Genomic DNA, 18,068 nt, shown 5'->3' on the forward strand with positions numbered 1-18,068 from the left:
AGCGTCAGATCGCCTGCTCCCACGCCTCGGTGGCCGCCGTGACTGCCGCCGCGGCCGGGGCGCCGGTGGCCTCGGCGAGCAGCTCCAGGGTGGCGATCACGGTCTCCGGGTTGGCCGCCGGGCCGTAGTGGTTGAGCCGCAGCATGGTGGCGGCCAGCGCGCCGCCCGCCTGCACGGGCAACTGCGGGGCGCGGCGGTGGACTTCGGCCGCCAGGTCGGCCGCGCTCGCGCCCAGGGCGGTGCGCAGCGTGGTGGCGACCGGGGCGGCGTGCTCGGCGCGCCGCACGTACGGGGCGACGGTGCCCAGGGCGAGGGCGCCCGCGCGGGTGGCGGCGGCCGCGGCGCGGTGCCGGGCGATCACCGCGTCCAGCGTCTCGGCCTCGATCGCGGCCAGGCACTCCTCCAGTGCCAGCATCTCCAACTGGGCCGGAGCGTGCGGCAGTTGGGTGCGCCCGGCGTCCGTCCAGCGCTCCTTCCAGTCCAGCAGCGAGAGGTAGGAGCGGCGCGGCGCGGCCGGGTTCGCGGTGATCCGCTGCCAGGCCCGCTCGCTCACCGACACCGCCGAGACGCCCGCCGGGCCGCCCATCGCCTTCTGCCCGCCGATCACGCACAGGTCGACGCCCCACTCGTCGGTGAGCAGCGGCTCGGCGGCCACCGAGGCCACCGCGTCCAGCATCAGCAGCGCGCCGTGCCGCCGCACCGCCTCGGCGACCTCCGCGACCGGGTTGGTGTTGCCGGTCGCCGCCTCGGCGTGCACCAGCGACACGAAGTCGATCTCCGGGTGCTCGGCCAGCGCCTCCGCGACCTGCTCGGCGCTCACCGCCTCGTCGAACGGCACCACCAGGTCGACCACCTTCGCCCCGGCGGCGCGCAGCCAGCCGCCGAAGGTCTGCCCGTACGGGCCGGTGACGACGTTCAGGGCGGTCGAACCCGGGTGCGCCGCGCCCTTGATCGCCGCCTCCAGCGGCAGCAGCGCCTCGCCCTGGGTGACGATCACGTCGTTGCCGGTGCGCAGCAGCGCCGCCACCCCGTCCTCGATCGCGGCGAACCGGGCGGCGGTCAGCGGGGGAAGGTCGAGCAGCATGCGGGGGAGCCTTTCGGTGCAGCGGAGGGCCGCCGGGGCGGGCCGGGGACGTGAGGTCGCCGCCGACCAGTCTGCCGCAGATCGGCCGCCGGCCCGCGACCGACGCCGGGTGCGCCGGGTGCCGCCGAGCACGCCGAGTACAGTGCCAGGCATGACGGACCGCGCGGTGCTGCACATCAAGGGCCGGGTACTGGTCGGCCCGGAGGACGTCCGGGACGAACTCTGGTCCGTGGACGGACGGGTGACCTTCGAGCGCCCCGCCGCCGAGCCCACCGCCACCCTCACCGGCTGGGCGCTGCCCGGCCTGGTCGACGCCCACTGCCACGTCGGCCTGGACGCGCACGGCGCCGTCGACCGCGACACCAGCGAGCAGCAGGCCCGCACCGACCGGGACGCCGGCACCCTGCTGATCCGCGACGCGGGCTCCGCCGCCGACACCCGCTGGATCGACGACCGCGACGACCTCCCGAAGATCATCCGGGCCGGCCGGCACATCGCCCGCACCCGCCGCTACATCCGCAACTACGCCCACGAGATCGAACCCGGCGACCTCGCCGCGTACGTGGCCGCCGAGGCCCGGCGCGGCGACGGCTGGGTCAAGCTCGTCGGCGACTGGATCGACCGCGGCGTCGGCGACCTCGCCGCCTGCTGGCCCGGCGACGCCCTCGCCGAGGCGATCGCCGCCGCCCACGCCGAGGGCGCCCGGGTCACCGCGCACTGCTTCGCCACCGACGCGCTGCCCGACCTGCTCGCCGCCGGCATCGACTGCGTCGAACACGCCACCGGCCTCACCGAGGACCTGATCCCGGCCTTCGCCGAGCGCGGCGTCGCCATCGTCCCCACCCTGGTCAACATCGCCACCTTCCCGAAGCTCGCCGACGGCGGCGAGGCCAAGTTCCCCGCCTGGTCCGCCCACATGCGCCGCCTGCACGCCCGCCGCTACGACACCGTCGGCGCCGCGCACGACGCCGGCGTCCCGATCTACGTCGGCACCGACGCGGGCGGCTCGCTCGCGCACGGCCTGGTCGCCGAGGAGGCGAGGGAACTCACCCGGGCCGGCCTCACCCCCGTCGAGGCGCTCGCCGCCACCACCTGGTCCGCCCGCGCCTGGCTCGGCCGCCCCGGCCTCACCGAGGGCGCCCCCGCCGACCTCGTCCTCTACCCGGCCGACCCGCGCGCCGACCTGCGGGTCCTGGCCGCGCCCGCGCACGTGGTGCTCAACGGGAAGCCGGTGTGAGCCCCGCGCCCGTGTCCGGCCCGGCGGCTCCGTTCCGGCCCAGTGGCCCGGCCCCGGCCCCGGTGGTCGGCGGGCGGGCCCTCGTGAACTCCGGTTGTCGGTCCGGCCGATAGGCTGCCGTCATGGCTGCTCGACCCTTGCACGAAGTCGTTGAACCCGGCTGGGCCCAGGCCCTCGCGCCGGTCGCCGGACAGGTCGCCGCGATGGGGGACTTCCTGCGCGCCGAGATCGCGGCCGGCCGCTCCTACCTGCCGCCCGGCCCGCAGGTCCTGCGGGCCTTCCAGCAGCCGTTCGCGGACGTCCGGGTGCTGATCGTCGGGCAGGACCCGTACCCCACCCCGGGGCACGCCGTCGGCCTCAGCTTCTCCGTCGCGCCCGAGGTCCGGCCGATACCGGCCAGCCTGGTCAACATCTACCAGGAGTACAGCCAGGACCTCGGCCTCCCGGCGCCCTCCAACGGCGACCTCACCCCGTGGGCGGACCAGGGCGTCCTGCTGCTCAACCGGGCCCTCACCACCCAGGCCCGCAAGACCAACGGCCACCGGGGCAAGGGCTGGGAGGCCGTCACCGAACAGGCCATCCGGGCGCTCGCCGCCCGCGGCGGCCCGCTGGTCGCGATCCTGTGGGGCCGGGACGCCCGCGAGCTGCGCCCCTGGCTCGGCCAGGTCCCCAGCATCGAATCGCCGCACCCCAGCCCCTACTCGGCGAACAGCGGCTTCTTCGGCTCCCGGCCGTTCAGCCGGGCCAACGACCTGCTGGTCCGCCAGGGCGGGCAGCCCGTCGACTGGCGGCTGCCCTGAGCTGAACCCCGAACGCCGAACGCCGGACCCCGAACCCCGGACCCCGGACCCCGAACGCCGAACCCCGGACTCCCCGCGCGGTGCGGGGAGTCCGGGGCCGCGGAGGTCAGTGCGCGTTACGGGTCCGCTCCCGGGCGGCGCGGCGCTTCATGGCGCGGCGCTCCTCCTCGCCGGTGCCGCCCCAGACGCCGTACTCCTGGCCGGACTCCAGCGCCCAGCTCAGGCACTGCTTCAGCACGGGGCAGCCGTGGCACACGGTCTTGGCCCGCTCGGTCTGCCGCAGGGCGGAGCCGCCGGTCCCGACCGGGAAGAACAGCTCCGGGTCCTCCTGCGCGCACGCGGCGCGGTGGCGCCAGTCCTCGGCGCCGGGCTGCTGCTCCTGCTCCGCGGGCCGCTCCGGCGCCGGCTGTTCCGCGGGCCAGGGCCGGAGGCGCGCGGTCGTCCGGCCGGTCGTGCCGCTCCGCCGCCGGGGAGCGGTGGAGGCCCAGGGTCGGGCACTGCTGTGGGCGGTTGCCATGGGTCATCCTCCAGTTGGCCGGTTCGGGCCTCCTCGGTGGCGGCCCGACTCGCTCCTTCTTCTGCTCGGCTCCGGCGCACTGATGCACGTTCCGGCCCGCCGATGTGGAATTCCCGGATTCCGGCCGCGCTTCCGCGGACGAACTCGCACGGGGATGCGTCGACAACGGTCAGCTCGGAGCGTCAACCTCACCCGAAAGAGTGAAATGACGCTCTGTGTTGCTGGAGTGACGCACTGTTCGAAGAGACTGGCGGCAGTCGAGAGCGCCAGTCCCCTCCCCGTGCGGTGCGCCGGGTGAGGTCGCGGACGCGCTCTTCCGTTCACCACGTGTGGGGGTTCCTGCCATGTCTGTTCTGCGTTCGGTCGCCGCCTCGGTCCTCGCGGCGACCGCGCTCGCGGTCGCGCTGCCGTCCCCGGCGGCCTTCGCCGCCGATGCCGGGGGCACCTCCGCCGAGCCCGGGAAGGCCAGCGCGGTCACGGCCCAACTTGACCTGGACGTCACCCTGTTGAACACGGTGAACGTGCCGGTGGACGTGGCGCTGAACCGGGTGGAGTCGCCGGCCCAGCGGGACGGCGCGGTGCTGACCGCGACGGTGGACGGGGTGGATGGCGGGCGGCCGGTGACGCTGGTGAAGGCGGAGGTGGGCAAGTCGGTCACCAAGGTGGACGACCGGCTGGCCGCGGCGTCCGTGAAGCTGGTCAACGCCGACCTGCACGTGCCGGGCCTGCCGCTGACCACGCTGCTCGGGCTGGAGGCGATGAGCGCCGAGGCGAACTGCCCGGTGGACGGGCAGCCCACCGCGCACGTCATCGCGCCGGCCAAGCTCACGGTGCTGGGGAAGTCGGTGACGGTGGGCCTCAACTCGCCGACGCACGTGGACGTTCCGGCGATCGGCTCGGTGGACGTCGAGTTCGCCAAGAAGACCGTGACCTCCAACGCGGCGGCCGCCGCCGCGCTGGAGGTGAAGGTCGCGCTGAACCCGCTGAACCTGAACGTCGCCAAGGTGAACGGCACCGTGACGGTCGCCTCGGTGTCCTGCCGGAAGCCGGTGGCGGCGGTCGTCCCGGCCGCGGCGGTCTCCTCGCCCGCGGCCTCGCCGTCGAAGGCGCCCGCGGCCCCGGCGTCCGCGCAGAACCGCGCGGTGCCCGAGGCGGCGAAGGAGGAGCTGGCGTACACCGGTTCCTCGGGCAGCACGGTGCTGGCCGCGGGCGGCGGGACGCTGCTGGTGGCCGGCGCCGCCGCGGTGTGGATGACGCGGCGGCGCCGGGCGGCGCACGCGCGGCACCGCTGACCCGGACGCGTCACCGCTGGTCGGAGGCGGGACGGCGGCCGCGCGGGCGTCCGTTCCGCCCCTTCTGTCTCACCGATGTGACCGCATCGTGAGACAGGCACTCCCGGTGGGTGAGCGTGCCGCTGCGGACCGTTGGTTCACATGGGCGTTACATCGGAGGAACAACCGGGAAACGGCGGCTTGCGACGCTACGCGGGCACCCCACCACCCAAGCAGTGAGGATCACCGCAGTGGCGATCAAGGCCGAGTACATCTGGATCGACGGCACCAAGCCGACCGCCAAGCTCCGCTCCAAGACCCGGGTGCTGCCGAACGCGGACAAGATCCCCACCTGGGGCTTCGACGGCTCGTCGACCAACCAGGCCGAGGGCCACGCCTCCGACCGCGTGCTGGAGCCGGTCAAGGTCGTCAAGGACCCGATCCGCGGCGGTGACAACATCCTCGTGCTGTGCGAGGTGCTGGAGATCGACGGCACCCCCCACGAGACCAACACCCGCGCCGCGCTGCGCGAGGTCGCCGAGCGCTACGCCTCCCAGGAGGCGATCTTCGGCATCGAGCAGGAGTACACCTTCTTCAAGGGCTCCCGCCCGCTCGGCTTCCCCGAGGGCGGCTACCCGGCCCCGCAGGGCGGCTACTACTGCGGCGTGGGTGCCGAGGAGGTCTTCGGCCGCGAGATCGTCGAGCTGCACCTCGACCGCTGCATCGACGCCGGCCTGGCGATCTGCGGCATCAACGCCGAGGTCATGCCCGGCCAGTGGGAGTTCCAGATCGGCCCGGTCGACGCGCTGACCGTCTCGGACGACCTGTGGATCGCCCGCTACCTGCTCTACCGCACCTCCGAGGAGTTCGGCATCGACGCCACCCTCGACGCCAAGCCGGCCAGGGGCGACTGGAACGGCGCGGGCGCGCACACCAACTTCTCCACCAAGGCGATGCGCGAGGGCTACGACGCCATCATCACCGCCTGCGAGTCGCTCGGCGCCTCCCAGGAGAAGGTCCTGGAGCACGTCAACCAGTACGGTGACGACATCCAGTCCCGCCTGACCGGCAAGCACGAGACCGCCCCGTGGAACGTCTACTCCTACGGCGTGTCCAACCGCGGCGCCTCGGTCCGCATCCCGTGGCAGGTCGAGGTGGAGCAGAAGGGCTACATCGAGGACCGCCGCCCGAACGCGAACGTCGACCCGTACGTGGTCACCCGCCTGCTGGTCAACACCTGCTGCGAGGCCCTGGAGAAGGCCGGCCAGGTCTGACCCGCCCCGTACCGCACGACAGCGCCCGCCGGCCCCCGCGAGGGGACGGCGGGCGCCGCCGCGTCCGGGGACGCCGCCGCGTCCGGGGGTGCTGCCGCGTCCGGGGGCTCCCGGGCGTCACATCCGGACGAAGCCGTGGGTGCGGCCGACCGTGACGAACCCGCGCCGGGCGTACCACCGCTGCGGCCAGTCCTCGGCGTCGGCGACCAGGAAGCGCAGGCCGTCGGGGGAGCGGTCGGCGGCCAGCCGCAGCGCGGTGGCCAGCACGGCGTCGGCCAGGCCGCGGCGCTGGCGGTCCTCGGCGGTGGCCAGGTCCTCGATCTGGGCGGTGCCCGCGGCGTCCTGGTACAGGTCGGCCCAGGAGCCGAACTCGCCGTCGGTGTCCCGGGCGGCCAGCGTCAGCACCCGCTCGGCGCCCCCGGCGCGGGCGGTGCGACGGTTCACCAACTGGGCGATCGACTCGTCCGCGGCCCACGGCAGCCAGCAGCGCCACTGCCGCTCCAGGGCCGGGGCCAACTCCTCCAGCCCGACCGGCCCGGCACCCCCGCCGGACGGCACCGACCCCCGGTGGACCATCACCACCTCGGTCTCGTGCCGGTACCCGGCCGCCGCCAGCCCGGGCGCGAGCGCCACCCCGGACGCGTCGTCGAACACCGAGATCCGCCGGTGCCCCAGGTGCCCCAACACCTCCTCGGCCAGCCCCGCCACGTCCACCCCGCTCGGCGGAGCGTCCAGCACCAGCTGGTTGTGCTCGTGCGAGTACCCGAACTCCTCGCTCAACACCCCGAACCCGCCCGGCAGTTCCACCACCTCGGCAGCCTGCCGCCGGGCGAACCCGCGACGGAACTCCAGCGCGACCCGCAAGCTCTCCTCGACCATCCGGCCATCGTAGGCCGCCCCCTCCACCCACCCCGAGCGGTCTCCCACCGGCCCGGGCCTCCGCCGGGAGCGGCGGTACGGCGGACGGGGCGAGCGCCGCCGGGCTGTGCGGTCCGGGTCGGCTGCGGTCTCCGGTCGGTGCACGGCCGGGCCGCGCACCCCCTCCCGAGGGGCGTCGCGGGCCCTAGGCTGGGCCCATGACCGATACCGCGCCCGCTGATGCCGACTTCACCCCGGGGGAACTGGCCCGGGGGCGGGCGTTGCGTCGGGGTCGGTTGCCGTGGGCGCTGGGTGGGCAGGTGGCCGGGTTGGTGCTGAGCGTGGTGCTCGGTTTCACCTCGGCCGGGGCGGGGCTGGTGGGTGTGGTCGGTGGCTGGTTCGGGGGTGGCTGGGCGGCCGAGGTGCTGGCGGGGAGCGCGGCGCTGGTGCTGCTCGGCCGGGTGGTGGCCGTGCCGTTCTCGGCCCGGGTGCGGGCGGTGTCCGCCCGGTACGGGTTGGTCACGCAGGGGTGGGGCGGCTGGGCGGTGGACGTGGTGCGCGGCACGGCCGTCACGCTCGGGCTCTTCCTGCCGCTGGCCCTGGGGCTGTACGCGCTGATCGGCCGCTGGCCGGGCCGCTGGTGGGTGCCGGGGGCGGTCGGGGCGGCGCTGCTGGCCGTCGTGCTGTCCTTCCTGCACCCGCTGGTGCTGGAGCCGCTATTCAACCGGTTCACCCCGCTGCCCGAGGGCGAACTGCGCACCGCGCTGCTGGAGTTGGCCCGCCGCGACGGCGTCGCGGTGCGCGAGGTGCTGGTCGCCGACGCCTCCCGTCGCACCACCGCGCTGAACGCGTACGTCTCCGGGTTCGGCCCGACCCGGCGGATCGTGGTGTACGACACCCTGCTGTCCACCGCCGAACCGCGCGAGATCGAACTGGTCGCCGCCCACGAGCTCGGCCACGTCAAGCACCGGGACGTCGCCACCGGCACCGCCCTGGGCGCGCTCGGCGCGGCCGTCGTGGTGCCCGTGCTGGCCGCCCTGCTGGCCTGGCGTCCGCTGCTGGACGCGGCGGGCGCCGACCGCGCCCAGGACCCGCGCTCCCTCCCGCTGCTGGCCGCCCTGGCGGCCCTGCTCGGCGCGCTCAGCATCCCCGCGCAGTGCGCCGCCAGCCGCCGGATCGAGGCCCGCGCCGACCGGCACGCCCTCGAACTCACCCGCGACGCGGAGCAGTTCATCGCCATGCAGCGCCGCCTCGCGGTCGCCAACATCGCCGACCCGTACCCGCCCCGGGCGGTCGAGCTGCTGCTCGCCACCCACCCCGCCACCGGCCGCCGGATCGCCGCCGCCCGGGCCTGGCTCGCCCGCGAGGAGGCCCGGTGACCCGCCCGCTGCTGCTGCTCGACGTCGACGGCCCGCTCGCCCCCTACGTCGGCCGCCCCTACCGCCGCCCCGAGGGCTACCTCACCCACCGCCTCCCGGTGCGCAGTTGGCGGGAGCGGCAGCGCGCCGCAGGCATCCGCACCCCCAAACCGCTGCGGGTCTGGCTGCACCCCGGACACGGCCCGGCGCTGCGCGCCCTGCCCTACGAACTCGTCTGGGCCACCACCTGGAAGGACGAGGCCAACGAGCACCTCGCCCCGCTCCTCGGCCTGCCCGAACTCCCGTACGTCGACTGGCCGTCCATGCACCACGGCGACCCCGACGGCCTGCACTGGAAGACCCGCCACCTGGTCGCCTGGGCGGCCGGCCGCCCCTTCGCCTGGGTGGACGACGAGATCGAACCGCAGGACACCGCCTGGATCGCCGCCCACCACCCGGCCCCCGCGCTCACCCTGACCGTCGACCACCGGTGCGGTCTGCGCCCCGCCGACTTCGCCGCGCTCGCCGACTGGGCCGAGGAGAACGGGAGTTGAGACTCGCCGCCCTGCACCGCCACCCGGTCAAGTCGCTGCTCGGCGAGGAGGTCGCCCGGGCCCGGATCGACGCGGGCGGCCTGGACGGCGACCGCCACTACGCCCTGCTCGACCTCACCGACGGCCGGATCGCCAGCGCCAAGGAGCCCCGCACCTGGCGCCGCCTGCTCACGCTGCGGGCCGAGACGGGGGACGGCGGGGTGCGGATCACCGGCCCCGACGGCGCCGCACTCGACGACGCGGCGATCTCCGCCCTGCTCGGCCGCCCCGTCCGGCTGATCGAGGAGCGCCCGCCCGGGGCGACGCTGCGCCGCTCCGTCCCCGAGCAGGTGCTCGCCGCCGGGATCGACGCCGAAGTCGAGTACACCGTGCAGGAGTTCGGCGGGGCGGCGGCGCCCGGCAGCTTCTTCGACTTCGCCCCGCTGCACCTGGTCACCACCGCGAGCCTGGCCGGCGCCCCCGCCGCCCGCTACCGCCCCAACCTGGTGATCGACCACGACGGCGGGCCGTACGCCGAGAACGCCTGGGTCGGCCGCGAACTCGCCGTCGGCCCCCGCCTGCGCCTGCGGGTCATCGCGACCACCCCGCGCTGCGCGATCCCCACCCTGGCCCACGGCGCCCTCCCCGCCGACCCGGAGGCGCTGCGCCGCCCCGCCCGGGAGAACCGGGTCCGGCCGCTGCCCGAACTGCCGCCGCTGCCCTGCCTGGGCGCCTACGCCCAGGTCGTCGTCCCGGGGACGGTGGCACCGGGGGACGCGGTCACGCTGCACTGAGGGGGCGGCAAGTGCCGGGAGCTCGGCGGCCGTTCGGGCGGACGGCATGAACCGCCCGCCCCCGGGCACCCGAACCGGTACCAGCCGCCCGGCACCCCGCCGACGGGGCGACCGGAGCGGAGGGCGGGTGCGCCGGGTGCGGCGGCCGGGACGTTCCGCTTCGAAAGGACAGATCGGATGAGCAACCAGGTGATCTCCCCGCGCCGGGCGCTGCTGTGGCCCGTCTTCGTCTTCCTGGTGGTGTACGCCGTCTGGTTCGCCGTCTCGCTGGCCACCGGGCACTCGCTGGCCGCCGCGTTCTCGGCCCCGGTGCTGCTGCTCGGGCCGCTGATCGGCATCCTGGTGGCCCGCTACTACGGGGTGCGCAGGCGGGTGGCTAGCGCGCGGCGAGCGCGGCTCGCAGCGCGGTGAGGAAGGCGTCGGTGGTGGCCGGGTCGCGGACGGCCAGGCGCAGCCAGTCCGGGCCGAGGCCCGGGAAGGTGTCGCCGCGCCGGACGGCGTAGCCCGCTTCGCGCAGGCGGGCGCGGACGGCGTCGGCGCCCGCCAGCCGGACCAGCACGAAGGACGCGGCCGGGGTGCCGTGGACGCGGACGCCGGGGAGCGCGGCCAGCCCGGCCAGCAGGTGCTCGCGGTGGGCGGCGGTGGTGCGCGCGGCGCGGTCCGCCTCGGCCAGGGCGGCCGGGCCGGAACAGAGTTCGGCGGCGGCCAGCGCGGGCGTGGAGACCGGCCAGAGCGGCTGCGCGGCGGCCAGTGCGGCCACCAGCGGGGCGGGGGCGAGCAGGTAGCCGATCCGCAGGCCGGCCAGGCCCCAGGTCTTGGTGAGGCTGCGCAGCACGACCACGTCGCCGGGCAGGTCGCGGACGGCGGCGAGGCTCTGCGGCTCGCCGGGGTCGGTGTCCATGAAGGCCTCGTCGACCACCAGGGTGCGGCCGGGCCGGGCCAGCGCGGCGAGGGCGGCGGCCGGGTGCAGGACGGAGGTGGGGTTGGTGGGGTTGCCGATCACCACCAGGTCGGCGTCCTCGGGCACCGCGCCGGGCGGCAGCCGGAAGCCCTGCTCGGGCGTGAGCAGCACCCGGTGGACGGGGTGCCCGGCGTCCCGCAGCGCCGCCTCCGGCTCGGTGAACTGGGGGTGCACGACCACCGCGCGGCGCGGCCGCAGGACCCGGGCGAGCAGCACGAAGCCCTCGGCGGCGCCCGCGGTGAGCAGCACCTCCGCGGCGGGGCGGCCGTGCCGGGCGGCGACGGCGGCGCGGGCGGCGGTGCCGTCGGGGTAGGCGGCCAGGTCGCCGAGGGTCGCGGCGAGGCGGGCGCGCAGCCAGGCCGGCGGGGTGCCGGTGCGGACGTTGACGGCGAGGTCGACCAGCCCGGCGGCGCGCACTTCGGCGTCGCCGTGATGGCGCAGATCGGGCTGCTGGTTCACCTGTTGTCCTCCTGGGGCGGTGCGGCGAGCGCGGCGGTGGCCGAGGCGGTGGCGGTGCGCGGGGCGAGCAGGCGTGCGCCGGGCCCGGCCGAGGCGAGCGCGGCGGCTTCGGCGACGCTGGGGGTGCCGACCGCGGCCGCGACCCGGGCGGAGCCGCCGGGCACCGGGACGGCGGCCAGCACGGCGGCCGGGTGGCCGGTCAGCGGGACGCCCAACTCCCGTACGGCGGCCAGCAGTCCGGGCTCGTCGAGCTTGCCGTCCAGGGTGGCGGCCAGGGCGAGGTCGGTGCGGTCCAGGCCGAGGGCGGCCAGCGCCGCGTCGACGGTGCGCAGCAGGTCGGCGGCGGGGGTGCCGCGCCGCAGTCCGAGGCCGAGCACCAGCCGGGGGGCGCGCGCCGGGGGGTCGGGTGCGCCGTCCGCCACGCCCGGCCTCCCGTCCGTTCCGCTCCGTGCCGGCCGTCCGCCGGGCCGCCTGGAATCCCACCATGTCGGTCCGAGCAGGGTCAATCGGGACAGGTGTGAGAAGCGTCGCCCGGTCGGCCGAAAAGCGTCGGCGCGGCGAAGTTGCTCAGCCAACCGTTCGCTTGTTCTTCATGTGTCAAAAGTCCCGGCGGCCATGGACGCCGCCCTAGCCTTTCGGGCGCTCCACCACCCCTGTCCGGCACCTTCCCGCCCCGGAGGACCCCCGAGATGTCCGCTCAGCTCAGCCGCCGCGCCAAGCGCCGCCTGACCGCGATCGGCAGCGCCGTCGCCCTCACCGCCGCCTCGTTCGGCCTGTGGGCCGCCACCGGCACCGCCGCCCAGGCCGCCGCGCTGCCCAGCCCCGACCACGTGATCGTGGTGGTGATGGAGAACCACGCCTACAGCCAGGTCGTCGGCAGCTCCAGCGCCCCGTACCTGAACAACACGATCAAGGCCGGCGGCGCCAGCCTGACCCAGTCCTACGGCCTGACCCACCCGTCGGAGCCCAACTACTACATGCTGTTCTCCGGCTCCAACCAGGGCCGCACGGACGACAGCTGCGTCGGCGTCGGCTCGAAGGGCGCGGCCAACCTGGCCTCCGAGCTGATCGCCGCGGGCAAGACCTGGGGCTCGTACAACGAGACCCTGCCCAGCCAGGGCTCCACGGTCTGCTCCAGCGGCAAGTACGCGCAGAAGCACAACCCGTGGTTCGGCTTCTCCAACGTGCCGACCAGCACCGCGTACACCTTCGCCCAGTTCCCCACCGACTACTCGACGCTGCCGAAGGTCTCCTTCGTGGTGCCGAACCTGTGCAGCGACATGCACGACTGCTCGGTCTCCACCGGCGACACCTGGATCAAGAACAACCTCGGCGGGTACGCCAGCTGGGCCAAGACCCACAACAGCCTGCTGATCGTCACCTTCGACGAGGACAACAGCCTCTCCGGCAACCGCATCCCGACCCTGGTCTACGGCGAGCACGTCGTCGCCGGCTCCAGCACCTCCACCACCTACAACCACTACAACGTGCTGCGCACCCTGGAGGACCTGGCGGGCCTGAGCACCCACGCCGGCAACGCCGCCTCCGCCACCGACATCACCGGCATCTGGAACTGACGCCCGATGTACCTCGCGGACGCCCGCTCCACCAAGAGTGACCGCGCCGCGGCCGTCGTCCCGGGCACCCGCCCGGGGCGGCGCGCCGCCGTCCCCGGCACCGTGCTCGCGCTCGGCGCGGTCAGCCTGGTCACCGACGTCTCATCGGAGATGGTCAGCGCGGTCCTGCCGCTGTACGTGGTCACCGCGCTGGGCCTGTCCCCGCTCGGCTTCGGCCTGCTCGACGGCATCAACAACGGCGTCGGCGCGCTGGTCCGGCTGCTCGGCGGCCACTTCGCCGACCGCGGCGGACGCGGCCACAAGCTGGTCGCCGGGCTCGGCTACGGCCTGTCCGCGCTCTGCAAACCGCTGCTGCTGCTGGTCCACACCCTGCCGCTGATCGGCGCCGTGCTGGCGGTCGACCGCACCGGCAAGGGCCTGCGCACCGCCCCGCGCGACGCGATGATCTCGCTGGCCACCGCGCCCGAGCACCGCGGCCGGGCGTTCGGCGTGCACCGCGCGATGGACACCACCGGCGCGCTGATCGGCCCGCTGCTGGCCTTCGCGGTCCTGCGGATCGCCGACGACCGGGCCGAACGGTCCTCCTACGGCGCGGTGTTCACGGTCTCCGGCTGCGTCGCGGCGCTCGGCGTGCTGCTGCTGGTGCTGTTCGTCCCGGCCCGGCCCGCCCGGGACGGCCGGCCCGCCGCCGCCCCGACCGGGCCCCGGCCCACCCTGCGCGACGCGCTCGCCCTGCTGTCCCGGCCCGCGCTGCGCCGGCTCACCCTGGCCGCCGTGCTGCTCGGCCTCACCACCGTCAGCGACTCCTTCCTCTACCTGCTGCTCCAGCGCCAACTCGACCTGCCCGCGCACCTGTTCCCGCTGCTGCCGCTCGGCACCGCCGCGGTCTTCCTGCTGCTCGCCGTCCCGCTCGGCCTGGCCGCCGACCGGATCGGCCGCCGCACCCTGTTCCTGCTCGGCCACGCCGTCCTGCTCGGCGGCTACGCGGTGGTCCTCTCCCCGCTGCGCGGGCTGCCCGCCGCGGCGCTGGTCCTGCTGCTGCACGGCACCTTCTACGCCGCCACCGACGGCGTGCTGGCTGCCGCCACCGCCGCCACCGTCCCCGACGACCGGCAGGGCGCCGGGCAGGCCCTGGTCGGCACCGGCCAGGCGCTGGCCCGCTTCACCTGCTCGCTGGCCTTCGGCGCCGCCTGGTCGGTCTGGGGCCCCCGCCCCGCCCTCGCCGTCACCGCGGCGGCCCTCGCCGCGACCGCCCTCGCCGCCACCCGGCTGCTGCGCCCCACCGCGGGCCCGGCCGACACCGCCTGACCGGCCGTCACCCGTACCGACCCCCGTACCGGCCCCGCACCGACCCGCCCCATACGCCCCGCATCCCCGCCCGGAGGGCACTGGCATGACCGCTCCCGCCGCCGTCGACCCCGACCCCGGTTCCGACCCCGGTGCCGCCCCCGGCCCCGACGCGTCCGCGACCGCCCCCGACGGCCCCGCGTCGGTCCGGCGCAAGCTGCTGGTGCTGCTGCTCGCCGTGCTGCTGCTGGCCACCGTCGGCACCGTCGCGGTGCGGTACGCCGCGCAGCGCTCCGACCGCCGCGACCAGGAACAGGCGGGCGGGCCGCCGGTGCACGAGGGGAGGGTCGCGCTGGACGCGTCCGGCGGGCGGCAGCTGCTGATCCGCAACCTGGCCTGGGGCCCGCACCGCGACGAGGTCGCCGCGGTGCCCGCCGAAGACCCGGACGGGCCGCGCACCGCGTCCGGGGTCAAGTGCCTGCGCTTCCACGCCGCCGGCGGCACCGGCATCTGCCTGCAGGCCGAGCGCGGCGCGCTGGACGACACCTACCACGCCTCGGTGCTGGACTCCGCGCTGCACGAGGTCCGGCGCTTCCCCGCCCCGGGCATCCCGACCCGGGCCCGGGTCTCCCCGTCCGGGCACCTGGTCGGCTGGACGGTGTTCGTCAGCGGCGACTCGTACGCGGGCACCGACTTCTCCACCCGCACCGCGATCGTCGACACCCGCGACTGGACGTTCTACGACAACCTGGAGAACTTCCGGCTGCTCCGGGACGGGCACCAGGTGCAGGCCGCCGACGTCAACGTCTGGGGCGTGACCTTCGCCGACGACAGCGGCTTCTACGCGACGGTCGCCACCGGCGGCCGGACCTACCTGGTCAGGGGCGACCTGGCGGCCCGCACGCTCACCACCCTGCACCAGAACGTCGAGTGCCCCTCGCTGTCGCCGGACGGCACCCGGGTCGCCTACAAGAAGCGGGTCGCCGACGCGGACCCGGCCGCCCCGTGGCGGCTGTACGTGCTGGACCTGGCCACCATGACCGAGACCGCGACCGCCGAGCAGCGCAACATCGACGACCAGGCGCTCTGGTCCGACGACCACACCCTGCTCTACTCGATGCCCGGCGACTACGGCTCCGACCTGTGGAGCGTCCCGGCCGACGGCAGCGGCGCGCCCGCGCTGCTGGTCCGCTCCGCGGTCGCCCCGGCCTACCTGGGCTGACGGCGCCCGCCCGGACCGGAGCTAACCGGCGGCGGGCGTCGGCGGGTCGGGCCAGAAGAACGTCCGGTCGTAGTCGGCGGCGACCAGGCGCCGGACCGCCTCCGCGAAGCCGTGGCCGACCCGCTGGAAGCCGGCGTCGCCGACCAGCAGCACGTCGCCGTCCTCGGCCAGCAGCAGCGCCTCCTCGGTGCCGAAGGCGGTGCCGACCAGGGCCACCTGCTGCCCCAGCCGCCGGGACCAGATCCCCACGCTGCGCGGGAAGGCGTGGGTGGACTCCAGGGTCGGCTCGGTCGCGGTGGTCAGGGCCGTCTCGGCGCCGCGGAACCGCCAGGTCACCGTCAGCCCGCCCCAGGCGGCCAGGAACTCCCGCAGCCGGTCGGTGACCTGGTAGCCCTCCTCGGCGTAGTCCGCGCACGCCCGCTCCGGGTCGAACGGGTGGACCTCGACCTCCGCCGCGCCGCCCAGCGCCTCCCGCAGGGCCGGGACGCCCGTGCGCCCGTCGGTGCCGCTCATCCGGTCAGTACCTCGCCTCCGAAGTGGGGGACCCAACTTCCGCAGTTCTCGCACATCTTGAACTTCTTGCCCTTGGTGTTGACGGTGACCAGGTCGATGTTCTTCGGGTCCGCGCCGTCCTTGGCCGCGTTGGTGAACATCCGCGGCTCGCCGCACACCCCCGGCGGCCGGCCGTCGGTGCGCTGCGACTCGGCGGGCATCGCCTCGTTGACCTTCTGGTGGTGCCCGCTCTCCGGGCCGCTCTCACCGTAGTAGGTCCTGCCGGTGGTGCGGTCGCGGCCCACCGTGTAGGCGCCCGGCGGCGTCTCGTCCTCGCCGAGCCCGGCGGCGACCTGCTGGGCGCGTTTCTTGCCCAGCTCCATCAGTTCCTTCTTGAGGTCGCCGGACGCCTCCGGCATCAGGCCGAGCGGGTCGGCCCAGGTGTGCGGGTTGTGGACGTACGCGTGCGGGTTGGGCGCGGGCGAGAGGCCGAGCGGGTCGGGGCTGGTGTAGCGGGCCGTCTCGGGGTCGTAGTAGCGGTTGAGGTTGTAGTGGAGCCGGGTCTCCGGGTCGAAGTACTGGCCGGGGAAGCGCAGCGGGGTGTACGTGGTGCTGTCGCCGGGCCAGGTGGTGTGGCCCCACACGGTGGGGGTGGCCCGCCAGGCGATGGTGTCGGTGGCCGGGTCGACGAGTTCGGTGGGGGTGCCGACCAGGTCGGTGACGATGGCGAAGAAGCGCCGGTCGACCTGCTCCCGGTCGGTGATGGTCTCGGTCTGGGCGAGCGGCTGGAGCCCCTTGTGGTCCCAGCTGAGGGTGTGCGGGCCGGGCAGGTAGGGCGCCGAGGTGGTCTGCTCGACCAGGACGGAGCCGTCCCAGGTGAACTCGGTGCGCTCCTCGACGGTGGTCCCGTCGGCGGCCAGCCGGTGCTTGGCGGTCCGCCGCCCGAACGGGTCGTACAGGTAGCGCCAGCGGGTGCCGTCGGGGGTGGTGACGCCGGTGAGGCGGTCCTCGCCGTCCCAGCTGTAGTGCCAGGTGTCGGGCTTCCGCGACAGCCGGGTGACCTGCCGCAGGACGGTGCGTCCGGCGGCGTCGTGCTCGTAGCGGACCCGGCCGGCGGCGGTGAGCCGGGTGCCGGTGTGGACGCGGCTGCCGCGGGCGGCCTCGGTGGCGCCGGTGGCGGGCCAGTCGGCCTCGGTGAGGTTGCCGACCGGGTCGTAGGCGTAGCTCTCGGTCCAGCCCTCGGCCCGGACGGCGGTGACCCGGTCGGCGGCGTCGTGCTCGAAGGTGCGCAGGCCGTTCAGCCGGTCGTCGACGCCGGTCAGCAGGCCGTCGGCGCGGTAGGCGTAGTCGCGGCGCTGCAGGACGTCCCGTTCGGAGCGCAGGATCTGGCCGGTCAGCCGGTGCTCGGTGTCCCAGCTGCTGGCCAGGGTCAGCCGTTCGCCGAGGGAGCGTTCGAGTTCCCGGCCGACCTCGTCGTAGCGGAACTCCAGGGTGCCGGCGGCGGTGGCCAGCGCGGTCCGGCGGCCCTCCGGGTCGTAGGCCCAGTCGCTGGCGTGGCCGGCCGGGGTGGTGCGGCGCACGCTGCGGCCCAGCGGGTCGCGGGTGTGGGTGAGGGTGCGGCCGTCGACCGTCTCGGTGAGGACGCGGCCCAGCGCGTCGACGGTGCGCAGCACCTCGGCGTCCGGCCCGGTGGCCCGCAGCAGGTGCCCGGCCGGGTCGTAGGCGTAGGTGGTGGCGGCTCCGTCGACGTCCTTGGCGACCACCTGCCCCAGCAGGTCGTAGGCGTAGCGGACCAGGCTGCCGGTCGGGGTGGTGCGGGCGACCACCTGCCCGGCCGCGTCCAGCTGGTAGCCGACCGTCCGGCCGTCGAAGTCGCGCTCGCCGACCAGCCGCCCGGCGGCGTCGTACGCGTAGCTCCACCGGCGGCCCAGCGGGTCGGTGACGGCCACCAGGTTCATGTCGGCGTCGTAGTCGAAGACCAGCCGGGTGCCGTCGGGGTCGGTCCGGGCGGCGACCGTCTCGAACGGGGTGTACTCGTACCTGGTGGCCCGGCCCAGCCCGTCGGTGCGGACCAGCAGGTTGCCCTCGTCGTCGTACGTCCAGGTCTCGGTGGTGCCGTCGGGCGCGGTGCAGGCGCGCAGCCGGCCCTCGGGGGTCCACTCCAGCCGGGTGACGGCGCCCAGCGGGTCGGTGACGGCGGTGATCCGGCCGAAGGCGTCCCGCCGGTAGCGGGTGGTGGCGCCGTCCCGGTCGGTGATCTCGACCGGGAGGCCGGCCGGGTTGCAGCGCACCAGGGTGGAGTGGCCCAGCGGGTCGGTGACGGCGGCCAGGTGGCCGTCCTCGT

Annotated in this window: 17 protein-coding genes and 1 pseudogene; 11 read left to right on the plus strand and 7 right to left on the minus strand. The window is 75.5% G+C overall.

The window, feature by feature from the left end; genetic code table 11:
- Window positions 1-4: 4 nt before the first annotated feature.
- Window positions 5-1,084: a pyridoxal-phosphate-dependent aminotransferase family protein gene (locus QMQ26_RS25825; protein WP_100840212.1), complete on the minus strand. Its 1,080-nt coding sequence runs from the start codon at window positions 1,082-1,084 to the stop codon at window positions 5-7.
- 151 nt (window positions 1,085-1,235) lie between these two features.
- On the opposite strand from QMQ26_RS25825, the gene QMQ26_RS25830 reads away from it, so the two are divergent.
- Window positions 1,236-2,321 (plus strand): amidohydrolase family protein, encoded by a 1,086-nt coding sequence (locus tag QMQ26_RS25830; protein ID WP_282202840.1) that lies wholly within the window; start codon window positions 1,236-1,238, stop codon window positions 2,319-2,321.
- Window positions 2,322-2,443: 122 nt separating this feature from the next.
- A complete protein-coding gene (locus QMQ26_RS25835; protein ID WP_282202841.1) occupies window positions 2,444-3,121 on the plus strand; it encodes a uracil-DNA glycosylase in 678 nt (225 codons plus the stop codon).
- 106 nt (window positions 3,122-3,227) lie between these two features.
- Here the strand turns inward: QMQ26_RS25835 and QMQ26_RS25840 are convergent, their stop codons facing one another.
- On the minus strand, window positions 3,228-3,437 hold the full coding sequence (locus QMQ26_RS25840) for a WhiB family transcriptional regulator (RefSeq protein WP_404814206.1): 210 nt from the start codon (window positions 3,435-3,437) through the stop codon (window positions 3,228-3,230).
- A gap of 545 nt (window positions 3,438-3,982) precedes the next feature.
- Here QMQ26_RS25840 and QMQ26_RS25845 point away from each other — a divergent pair.
- Both QMQ26_RS25845 and glnII read left to right on the plus strand, forming a co-directional pair.
- Window positions 3,983-4,930 carry an SCO1860 family LAETG-anchored protein gene (locus QMQ26_RS25845; protein WP_282202842.1) on the plus strand — a complete coding sequence of 316 codons (948 nt, stop codon included), beginning with the start codon at window positions 3,983-3,985 and terminating at the stop codon, window positions 4,928-4,930.
- A 230-nt stretch (window positions 4,931-5,160) separates the two neighbouring features.
- On the plus strand, window positions 5,161-6,183 hold the full coding sequence (gene glnII, locus QMQ26_RS25850) for a glutamine synthetase (RefSeq protein ID WP_100840207.1): 1,023 nt from the start codon (window positions 5,161-5,163) through the stop codon (window positions 6,181-6,183).
- A 117-nt stretch (window positions 6,184-6,300) separates the two neighbouring features.
- Here glnII and QMQ26_RS25855 read toward each other — a convergent pair whose 3' ends face one another.
- A complete protein-coding gene (locus QMQ26_RS25855) occupies window positions 6,301-7,062 on the minus strand; it encodes a GNAT family N-acetyltransferase (protein WP_282202843.1) in 762 nt (253 codons plus the stop codon).
- Between the two features lie 197 nt (window positions 7,063-7,259).
- On the opposite strand from QMQ26_RS25855, the gene QMQ26_RS25860 reads away from it, so the two are divergent.
- From QMQ26_RS25860 to QMQ26_RS25875, 4 genes are all read left to right on the plus strand, one after another.
- Complete coding sequence (locus QMQ26_RS25860) at window positions 7,260-8,420, plus strand: M48 family metallopeptidase (RefSeq protein ID WP_282202844.1); 1,161 nt, start codon at window positions 7,260-7,262, stop codon at window positions 8,418-8,420.
- Entirely contained in the window at window positions 8,417-8,953 is a 537-nt protein-coding gene (locus QMQ26_RS25865) for a hypothetical protein (protein ID WP_282202845.1), read from the plus strand. The genes QMQ26_RS25860 and QMQ26_RS25865 overlap by 4 nt, the downstream gene beginning before the upstream one ends.
- On the plus strand, window positions 8,950-9,726 hold the full coding sequence (locus tag QMQ26_RS25870) for an MOSC domain-containing protein (RefSeq protein ID WP_282202846.1): 777 nt from the start codon (window positions 8,950-8,952) through the stop codon (window positions 9,724-9,726). Before QMQ26_RS25865 ends, QMQ26_RS25870 begins: the two co-directional genes overlap by 4 nt.
- A 177-nt stretch (window positions 9,727-9,903) precedes the next feature.
- Window positions 9,904-10,137 (plus strand): hypothetical protein, encoded by a 234-nt coding sequence (locus QMQ26_RS25875; protein ID WP_100840202.1) that lies wholly within the window; start codon window positions 9,904-9,906, stop codon window positions 10,135-10,137.
- Here the strand turns inward: QMQ26_RS25875 and cobC are convergent.
- Window positions 10,103-11,146 carry an Rv2231c family pyridoxal phosphate-dependent protein CobC gene (gene cobC, locus QMQ26_RS25880; protein ID WP_282202847.1) on the minus strand — a complete coding sequence of 348 codons (1,044 nt, stop codon included), beginning with the start codon at window positions 11,144-11,146 and terminating at the stop codon, window positions 10,103-10,105. The two genes, QMQ26_RS25875 and cobC, sit on opposite strands and share 35 nt — an antisense overlap.
- Complete coding sequence (locus QMQ26_RS25885; protein WP_282202848.1) at window positions 11,143-11,568, minus strand: cobalamin biosynthesis protein; 426 nt, start codon at window positions 11,566-11,568, stop codon at window positions 11,143-11,145. The genes cobC and QMQ26_RS25885 overlap by 4 nt, the downstream gene beginning before the upstream one ends.
- A gap of 267 nt (window positions 11,569-11,835) precedes the next feature.
- Between QMQ26_RS25885 and QMQ26_RS25890 the strand changes: the two genes are divergently transcribed.
- The 3 genes from QMQ26_RS25890 to QMQ26_RS25900 all read left to right on the plus strand — a co-directional run bounded on the left by QMQ26_RS25890 (window position 11,836) and on the right by QMQ26_RS25900 (window position 15,232).
- Entirely contained in the window at window positions 11,836-12,723 is an 888-nt protein-coding gene (locus tag QMQ26_RS25890) for an alkaline phosphatase family protein (RefSeq protein WP_100840200.1), read from the plus strand.
- Between the two features lie 6 nt (window positions 12,724-12,729).
- Window positions 12,730-14,031, plus strand: a complete 1,302-nt coding sequence (locus QMQ26_RS25895) for an MFS transporter (protein WP_282202849.1) — start codon at window positions 12,730-12,732, stop codon at window positions 14,029-14,031.
- Between the two features lie 85 nt (window positions 14,032-14,116).
- Complete coding sequence (locus QMQ26_RS25900; protein WP_282202850.1) at window positions 14,117-15,232, plus strand: TolB family protein; 1,116 nt, start codon at window positions 14,117-14,119, stop codon at window positions 15,230-15,232.
- 21 nt (window positions 15,233-15,253) lie between these two features.
- Here the strand turns inward: QMQ26_RS25900 and QMQ26_RS25905 are convergent, their stop codons facing one another.
- Both QMQ26_RS25905 and QMQ26_RS38740 read right to left on the minus strand, forming a co-directional pair.
- Window positions 15,254-15,745 carry an SUKH-3 domain-containing protein gene (locus tag QMQ26_RS25905; RefSeq protein WP_282202851.1) on the minus strand — a complete coding sequence of 164 codons (492 nt, stop codon included), beginning with the start codon at window positions 15,743-15,745 and terminating at the stop codon, window positions 15,254-15,256.
- A 392-nt stretch (window positions 15,746-16,137) separates the two neighbouring features.
- Window positions 16,138-17,130 (minus strand): annotated as a pseudogene (locus tag QMQ26_RS38740) (RHS repeat-associated core domain-containing protein); the annotation flags it as partial.
- Window positions 17,131-18,068 lie beyond the last annotated feature (938 nt).

Source organism: Kitasatospora fiedleri (genome assembly GCF_948472415.1).
In the GTDB taxonomy this organism is placed as follows: Bacteria; Actinomycetota; Actinomycetes; order Streptomycetales; family Streptomycetaceae; genus Kitasatospora; species Kitasatospora fiedleri.

Coding starts and splice junctions, on each gene's coding strand:
- QMQ26_RS25860 (WP_282202844.1), top strand. CDS start 7,260: ATGACCGATACCGCGCCCGCTGATGCCGACTTCACCCCGGGGGAACTG.
- QMQ26_RS25905 (WP_282202851.1), bottom strand. CDS start 15,745: ATGAGCGGCACCGACGGGCGCACGGGCGTCCCGGCCCTGCGGGAGGCG.
- QMQ26_RS25830 (WP_282202840.1), top strand. CDS start 1,236: ATGACGGACCGCGCGGTGCTGCACATCAAGGGCCGGGTACTGGTCGGC.
- QMQ26_RS25895 (WP_282202849.1), top strand. CDS start 12,730: ATGTACCTCGCGGACGCCCGCTCCACCAAGAGTGACCGCGCCGCGGCC.
- QMQ26_RS25855 (WP_282202843.1), bottom strand. CDS start 7,062: ATGGTCGAGGAGAGCTTGCGGGTCGCGCTGGAGTTCCGTCGCGGGTTC.
- QMQ26_RS25825 (WP_100840212.1), bottom strand. CDS start 1,084: ATGCTGCTCGACCTTCCCCCGCTGACCGCCGCCCGGTTCGCCGCGATC.
- QMQ26_RS25835 (WP_282202841.1), top strand. CDS start 2,444: ATGGCTGCTCGACCCTTGCACGAAGTCGTTGAACCCGGCTGGGCCCAG.
- QMQ26_RS25875 (WP_100840202.1), top strand. CDS start 9,904: ATGAGCAACCAGGTGATCTCCCCGCGCCGGGCGCTGCTGTGGCCCGTC.
- QMQ26_RS25890 (WP_100840200.1), top strand. CDS start 11,836: ATGTCCGCTCAGCTCAGCCGCCGCGCCAAGCGCCGCCTGACCGCGATC.
- QMQ26_RS25900 (WP_282202850.1), top strand. CDS start 14,117: ATGACCGCTCCCGCCGCCGTCGACCCCGACCCCGGTTCCGACCCCGGT.
- QMQ26_RS25845 (WP_282202842.1), top strand. CDS start 3,983: ATGTCTGTTCTGCGTTCGGTCGCCGCCTCGGTCCTCGCGGCGACCGCG.